General features: G+C 47.2%; 7 protein-coding genes and 1 CRISPR repeat array. Of the genes, 6 read left to right on the top strand and 1 reads right to left on the bottom strand.

The genetic code is table 11. The annotated features are described in order from the left end of the window. The 6 genes from BUB68_RS08775 to BUB68_RS08750 all read left to right on the top strand — a co-directional run. The coding region (locus BUB68_RS08775) for an integrase core domain-containing protein (protein ID WP_143188135.1) at positions 1-278 on the top strand (278 nt) is incomplete at its 5' end. Positions 279-589: 311 nt separating this feature from the next. Next, a complete protein-coding gene (locus BUB68_RS08770) occupies positions 590-1744 on the top strand; it encodes a type I-F CRISPR-associated protein Csy1 (RefSeq protein WP_073090203.1) in 1155 nt (384 codons plus the stop codon). A gap of 10 nt (positions 1745-1754) precedes the next feature. Further along, a complete protein-coding gene (csy2, locus tag BUB68_RS08765) occupies positions 1755-2690 on the top strand; it encodes a type I-F CRISPR-associated protein Csy2 (RefSeq protein WP_081371934.1) in 936 nt (311 codons plus the stop codon). Between the two features lie 2 nt (positions 2691-2692). Then, a complete protein-coding gene (gene csy3, locus BUB68_RS08760) occupies positions 2693-3703 on the top strand; it encodes a type I-F CRISPR-associated protein Csy3 (RefSeq protein ID WP_073090200.1) in 1011 nt (336 codons plus the stop codon). 5 nt (positions 3704-3708) lie between these two features. Beyond that, entirely contained in the window at positions 3709-4287 is a 579-nt protein-coding gene (gene cas6f, locus BUB68_RS08755) for a type I-F CRISPR-associated endoribonuclease Cas6/Csy4 (protein WP_073090197.1), read from the top strand. 128 nt (positions 4288-4415) lie between these two features. Next, a CRISPR array of direct repeats spans positions 4416-5405; the repeat unit is 28 nt; unit sequence GTGTTCCGCCGTATAGGCGGCTTAGAAA. Positions 5406-5543: 138 nt separating this feature from the next. Further along, positions 5544-5780: a hypothetical protein gene (locus BUB68_RS08750; RefSeq protein WP_081342507.1), complete on the top strand. Its 237-nt coding sequence runs from the start codon at positions 5544-5546 to the stop codon at positions 5778-5780. 177 nt (positions 5781-5957) lie between these two features. Here BUB68_RS08750 and BUB68_RS08745 read toward each other — a convergent pair whose 3' ends face one another. Beyond that, positions 5958-6530: a nitroreductase family protein gene (locus BUB68_RS08745; protein WP_073090192.1), complete on the bottom strand. Its 573-nt coding sequence runs from the start codon at positions 6528-6530 to the stop codon at positions 5958-5960. Between the last annotated feature and the right edge of the window lie 152 nt (positions 6531-6682).

The following is a 6682-nucleotide window of genomic DNA, read 5'->3' as shown; positions in this document are numbered from 1 at the left end:
CTCAGTTCACTTCAAAGGAATTTACCGAATTCTGTGAATCGGCAGGTATTACCCAAAGTATGAGCAAGGCTGGCTATCCATATGATAATGCTCCGATGGAGCGCTACTTCAATACGCTAAAGAATGAATGGATTTACCTGCATGACTATCTGGCAGAGGACGATCTTTATGCATCTGTTGAAGAGTTCGCTTATGTCTGGTACAACCATGTGCGGCCACATTCATATAATGGTTACAAGACTCCGTTCGAAGCCAGGACAGGAATCAGCAATTATTAAGACACAAGTGTTACAAAAATGCTTGACCACTACACTATTAAGGTTAAGTATTCCGCCGAATAGGCGGCTTAGAAAGCCAGTATCTGCTGTGTGACGGTGAATCCATAGTGTTCCGCCGAATAGGCGGCTTAGAAAATCCCGCAAATGCACGGAGCAGAACATCATCCGTGTTCCGCCGAATAGGCGGCAGTTAAAAATACACCGGTATTGTTCTTTTCTAAATTATTTATCAATGATTTAGAAGAATATAATATAAAACAAGGATAAATGGCAGATGATATTGAACAATATAAGCAAGTGAGGTGATGTTGATGAGTGTGTTGACAGATTATGTGCAAGCAGAATCTGAAAAGAAAGGTGTACCGCCCGGACAGTGGCTGGCTGATACGGCTAAGAATGCCAGTAAGTGTCAGTTTGCTACGCATATAGGCCGTTTTATCAATCCGGATGTGACAGTCAATTGGCAGGCAAAGATAAATGGCAAACCGGATGATGTATATGTATCGACAGGTTCGGTGGCTTGTTCACCGGATATTTTTGTGGCGGCTAATTATTTGGCAACTGCCAGTTTGCTGCAACTGCATCTGGAAGATGGGAAGACCTTCTATGAACATTTGCAGTCTGCTGATGATGCTCTGCGGGAAGATTTTCAAATCATGCAGGCGGATTACGAGCAGGTGCGTGAAGATTTGTTGGCTGTGAAGTCGGAGGTATTGCCTGACTCAACAGACAAGCGGTTACGTCAGGTGTTTTTTCCTGTGAGGAAGGATGATTACCACTTATTGACGGTTTTGCCGCCCGCAAGTTTGATGCAGGAAGTATGCATGCGTATCCGAGCCATGGAAGATGAAGCCCGGCAGGCTTGCAGTAAGAAGTCGGATACTTATGGCCGTGACCATCGGCGGATATATAATCTGGTGCAGACTAAATTCGGAGGAACGAAACCGCAAAATATCTCCTATGGAAATAACCGGCAGGGCGGGCGCAGTTATATGCTGCCATCCTTGCCGCCTGTGTTGGAAAAGCGTACGATAATCTATCCTCGTAAGGATTTTTTCAAGGAAACTTTACGGTTGCGGGAGTTCATAGGTCTTTTCCAGCGTCTGCATAAGCGATATGTTGATAAAAGGAATAATATGGAAATCAGGCAGGTTGTTCGCAGCATAGAGCGACAGATAATGGAAATGGTTCTGTTGAGGGTATATGTACTGCGGGAGAAATGTAGCTGGACGGACAATCGCAGTCTGAGCAGGGCACAGTCAATCTGGCTGGATGATAAGTATGCAGAAGACCGGCAGATTGATGAGGAATGGCAGAAGAAGCTGGCAGGTGAGTTTGCTGACTGGCTGATGGCTGCTTATGAGAAAGTCATGAAACGGGAAAAGATAGAGTTCGGTGATGGAGAACTGACCGCACTGCGAAAAGAAGTGGCAGAATTTATTCGTAGTGATCTGCAAAAGCAGTAGGAGGGATAGGATGATGATCAAGCAATATCTGATGATTCCCCACCTGCAGATTCAAAACGCAAATGCGGCCAGCAGCCCTTATACGGTAGGTTTTCCAGCAATGACCGCCTGGCTGGGGATGACTCATGCGTTGCAGCGGCGGATCCGGCAGAGGGATGAACTGCAAGAAGTCGGCTTGCCGCGTGTGGCGGTCATTTGTCATGCCTTTGATTTGCAGGTGTTCAATGAAAAGGGAAATTTTTACGGCTCTTTGATTGGAACAGCGAATCCGCTGAAGAAGAGCAGGAAAACTGGTGAGTTTGAACGACCGTCCTTTGTTGAAGAGGCCCGTTGCCATTTAGAAATCAGCTTGTTGGTGGAACTGGCGGGAATGAAAGGCAGCTTCAAAGAGAGTTTTGAGGAAACTGTTCGGCGAGAATTACCGCGTCTGAAGGCGGCTGGGGGCGATATTGTCCTGCGGCACGGTGAGCAGCAGGATTGGCAGGTCGTGTCCGTTGACGATGATGACGAGCGGGATGTACGCAGGGTGAAGGCAAGGTTAATGCCGGGTTATGCAATCATTGAGCGGCAGGATTTGCTTCAGCATGAGAGCGGCAAAGATGCCTTGGATAGTTTGCTGAATGCTATGCAGGTGCAGTATACAGCCAATCGTGATGCGGAAGGGGCTTTTCTTGGATGGCAGAGAAGCAAGGTGGCTGCGGATGGCTGGCTGGTGCCGATAGCAGTTGGTTTCCGTGATTTGTCTGGCAATTTGCAAGTGAAGGAACAACGTTCCTATGAATATGAACATCATTTTGTGGAACCTTTGGTAACGGTGGGAGAATTTGTGATGCCCTATCGTTGTGAGGCTATTCAGGAAATGATGTGGGAATATGAATATAATGAAGCAGAAGGTTTGTATCTGTGTCGGAATATGGGGAAACAAGATTTGCGTGGGGAGGAATAGAAATGGCTAAAAAGGCAGCGGATATCGCATCGGTATTGGCGTTTGAAAAGAAATTAGTCGTCTCGGATGGCTATATGTATGGCACATGCTGGGATGATGAACATAAGGTAAAGGCTGAACCATTGAAGCTGGTGGAAAAATCAGTACGGGGGACGATTTCCAATCGGCTGAAGCCGGCAGTGCAGAATGATCCGGCGAAATTGAATGCAGAGGTAGAAAAACCTAACCTGCAACAAGTGGATTCCTGCGCATTAGGCATGGAACAGGATACCCTGAAGCTGGCCTTTACCATCAAGGTATTGAGTGGTGTGGAAAAGCCGTCGGCCTGCAACAATGCAGCTTTTGCGCAAAGTTATGCTGCGGCAGCCAAAGGCTATATAGAAAAGACAGGCTTCAAGGAATTGTCTTACCGCTATGCCTATAATATTGCCAGCGCCCGTTTCCTATGGAGAAACCGGCTGGGGGCGGAGAAAATCGATGTCTGTGTCAAGGTTGGCAGCTGGGAGCAGAAATTTGATGCGTATACCTATTCCTTGCGTGACTTTACAGAGCATGAGGAAATAAAGGCTTTGGCAGGAAAGATTGCAGCAGCATTATCCGGTGAGGAGCCATATCAATTCATTGAAGTAGAGGCTTATGCAAAACTGGGTGTTGGGCAAGAAGTATATCCCAGTGAAGAATTGGTGTTTGATAAGGGCAACAGCCGCAAGAGTAAGATTTTGTATCATGTGGATGGTGTAGCGGCAATGCATTCCCAGAAATTGGGCAACGCTTTGCGGACGATTGATACATGGTATCCAGATTTTGCAAGTGAAGAGGGAACTGGACCGATTGCCATCGAGCCGTATGGTGCGGTGACAAACTTGGGAAAAGCATTCCGGAATCCTAAAGATAAGGTAGATTTTTACACATTGTTTGATAAGTTTGCCTTGGGCGAACCGCTGGCCAGTGCGGAAGAAGAGCATTATGTTATGGCAGTTCTGGTGCGTGGCGGTGTATTTGGCAAGGGGTGAGCAGCGTGAAGTTTTATCAGGAACTCACCTTGTTGCCGGATGCGGAGATCAATGAGAACCATATCTGGAGCAAATTGTATCAGCAACTTCACTTGGCTTTGGCAACGCAGATGGAAGACGGCAGTAAGGGGCATATTGGTGTCTCGTTTCCTCAATATGAAGATGGCAGAAAGGTTCAACTGGGCAGTAAGCTGCGGATATTTGCTGAAACGGAAGCTCAATTGGAAGCATTAGCGATAAAGAAATGGCTACAGAGGTATGAAGATTACATTCATATGACCAGCATCCGTCCTGTGCCGAAGCGAGTGCATGGCTATGCAATTTATCGTCGTTATCATCCGGAAGCAAGTTCTATGCAGAAGGCCAGACGCTACGCCAAGCGGCATAATGTATCTTATGATGAAGCCTTGAAATTATTTCCGCAAGAATGCAGGGATAAAAAAGTTCCCTTTGTGCAGATGCATAGTGAAACGAATCAGCAAAAATACCGCCTTTGTATAGAACGCATTGTACAGGATTCGGATCAGGACGTTGGTTTTGGCAGTTATGGTCTGGATAACCAGTCAACTGTGCCGGAATTTTGACCAAAATTTCATCATGGTACGGGAACCCGCATAAAATAAGCGTGTGGGAGAAGGGGTAAAATTAGGGTGAAATGCTATAAATCTGCGGGAAGAGCTTATTTTACGGGAATCTTTAGCGATTGAATGAAGTGTTCCGCCGTATAGGCGGCTTAGAAACGGTTCCAGCGCCCCACCTATAGCCCCCACAGTGTGTTCCGCCGTATAGGCGGCTTAGAAACAGAGGGGGCGTATAAAGCCAAGACCAAGGCCGTGTTCCGCCGTATAGGCGGCTTAGAAATTGACGCCGATCATATCCTCATTCTTGCCGCCGTGTTCCGCCGTATAGGCGGCTTAGAAATCTATCTCAACGTGCAGGATCTGGTAGATGTGGTGTTCCGCCGTATAGGCGGCTTAGAAATTTCTCTGGAGGCCAGGCGGCAGATAGTCAAGGTGTTCCGCCGTATAGGCGGCTTAGAAATCACGGATCGCATTGGCGTAGCCCTGGAAAATGTGTTCCGCCGTATAGGCGGCTTAGAAATGAAGCTGTATCTGGAAGCCGAAAAAGCGGTTGTGTTCCGCCGTATAGGCGGCTTAGAAAAAATATTCGTTTGCCGTGACGACCGGCGCGAAGTGTTCCGCCGTATAGGCGGCTTAGAAAACTACTTCACAAGTGATGGCAGGATGATGCAGGTGTTCCGCCGTATAGGCGGCTTAGAAAGCCAGGGACGATGCACGAGGTGTGGAGACCTAGTGTTCCGCCGTATAGGCGGCTTAGAAATTCAAAGGGGAGGAAACGGGGCGGCTGATTCCGTGTTCCGCCGTATAGGCGGCTTAGAAATGTGCCACACTGCCGCCACAGCTTACCGGATCGTGTTCCGCCGTATAGGCGGCTTAGAAATGTTGGAATGTCCATTCTTCCCCCGGTTTGAAGTGTTCCGCCGTATAGGCGGCTTAGAAATTTCAGTAAGCGACGATTATTGTTCTGGATACCGTGTTCCGCCGTATAGGCGGCTTAGAAATTTAGCATGGATAGAAAATGCTGTTTGGGACAGTGTTCCGCCGTATAGGCGGCTTAGAAAACTGTCGCGGATGCTGCAGTCTGAATCCAGTCGTGTTCCGCCGTATAGGCGGCTTAGAAACACTGCACAATCAACCCACTCGCATACTTGACGTGTTCCTCCGCATAGGAGGTTTAGATGCACAAGACGTTGACTTTTGTTGCTGTATAGGGTAAATTCATAAGTATGATTAAGAAAAGCAAACACCAAGGAAGTGAAATGGAGAAGTTTTGCCGGGATATCTGGCGTACCATTGAAGATACGATTTTTGAACAACATGGCTGTCTGCTGCCGGCTGGCGATATAACAGTAGATGTGATTCTGCACTGGAACAAGGAGGAAGTGTTGGGATCGTTGAAACGCCGGGGCAAGATTGCCAGTTGGGTACAGGACAGAGAATTTGAAGATGGCAACATGCGCAGATACAAAATTATCGTAGATAGCGAGAAGATATGAAGGTGTTTTTTAGATGGTTGTTGCACACAAAAAATTCGTATTTGTTTGATTAAGCTATGAAATATGGTATTTTGTGAAGGCAGAACTGCTTCAGCATATGCCCTTTCATAATACATAAAGCCGCTCCGCTGATGGGGTGTCAGCAGGAGCGGCTTTTGGTGGCGGGGAGGCTATTTTTCAGTCGAAAACCTTGACGCGGGTTGTAATGTCTTCAGGCTCTTTGGCATCAGGTTCAGCAGCAATGCCGCCAAATGGCATTTGCGCAACGAGTTTCCATGAATCCGGGAGATTGAATAGTTTTTTTACAGCATCGTCAATGACTGGATTGTAGTGCTGGATATTGGCACCAACATTCAGGTCACGCAGAGCTGTCCAGATGGTGAACTGCAACATGCCATTCGCTTGTTGCGACCAGATGGGGAAATTGGGGGCATAAGCAGGGTACTGTTCCTGTAATTTTTTTACGACCTCTTCATCATAGAAGTACAGCACCGTGCCAGCTCCAGCCTTGAAACTGTCGATTTTCTCGCGAGCGACTTTTCCGCCAAATGCATCGTAAATCGCATCCCATAGCTCATCATGTTTGCTGTTCATGGCTAGGACGACGCGGGCTGACTTCATGTTGAAAGCATCAGGAACCAGCTCTGTGGCCTGTTGGACAGTTTCCTTGATCTTGATTGCATCAACCGGCAGATCTTTTGTAAGCTGGTAGTAACTGCGGCGTTTGTTGATGGATTCAAGCATACTCATGGCGTTTCCCTCCGTATCCTTTAAAAGATTCATAGGCTTTCACTTATTAGCTCTATTCGTCAAAGGGCGTTTATATCCTGCTGGAATGATGTTGGCAGCAGAAATGTTCTTCGGCTGGTGAAGAAATATTTGGACAATTATCCTTCTTCATG

The sequence above is a fragment of the Pseudoselenomonas ruminantium genome, assembly GCF_900142515.1.
Classification (GTDB): domain Bacteria; phylum Bacillota; class Negativicutes; order Selenomonadales; family Selenomonadaceae; genus Selenomonas_A; species Selenomonas_A ruminantium_D.
Note: the sequence above shows the minus strand (reverse complement) of the source record. Positions and strands in the feature narration are given on the sequence as shown.